Source organism: Nocardia veterana NBRC 100344, assembly GCF_000308855.1.
In the GTDB taxonomy this organism is placed as follows: domain Bacteria; phylum Actinomycetota; class Actinomycetes; order Mycobacteriales; family Mycobacteriaceae; genus Nocardia; species Nocardia veterana.
Genome location: NZ_BAGM01000168.1, coordinates 1 through 585, shown reverse-complemented (window position 1 = coordinate 585; position 585 = coordinate 1). Strand labels below are relative to the sequence as shown.

At 60.7% G+C, this 585-nt stretch carries 1 protein-coding gene; it reads right to left on the bottom strand.

Annotation, left to right across the window (positions count from 1 at the left end):
• Positions 1-564: esterase/lipase family protein (locus ON37_RS26525; RefSeq protein WP_373282091.1), on the bottom strand; the 564-nt coding region annotated here is incomplete at its 3' end.
• Between the last annotated feature and the right edge of the window lie 21 nt (positions 565-585).

Genomic DNA, 585 nt, shown 5'->3' with positions numbered 1-585 from the left:
GACCAGATTCACCTTCTGCGACCCCGTCGCCGCCAACACCCGATCCACGAACTGCGCCAACTGCTTCGACGAATCCTGGATATACCCCGTCCCGTTCGTCCCCGGCAACACCGAACCCAACCCACCACCCTGGATCAGATTCGACCTACCGTAATTGAACGTGAACACACAATAGCCCGCATCCTTGATCGGCTGACTCACATAAGCGAAGTTGTTGTACGCGTTCTCCCACGTACCATGCACCAACACCACCGGCTCCGGATGCACCGCAGAAGGCTTACACCCCCAATCATTCGTCCCCGGCGGAGCCACATCCGGATTCAACAACCCATACCCGAACGCCGCCAGAAACGCACTCTGCGCCGGACCGTAACCCACCGTGTCACTCGACGTCCCACCCGAGGAACCCGAACTCGACCCCGACCCCCCATAACAATCACCCGAACCGTTCCCCGACCCCGCACCACTACCCGACGTACACGCCGAACCCGTCCCGGAACTACCGGAATCGGCGATCGCATGCGCGGCCGGATCCTTCAAACCATGCGTAATCATCTCCGCCAGCTGCTGCTCCTGCTGCTGATC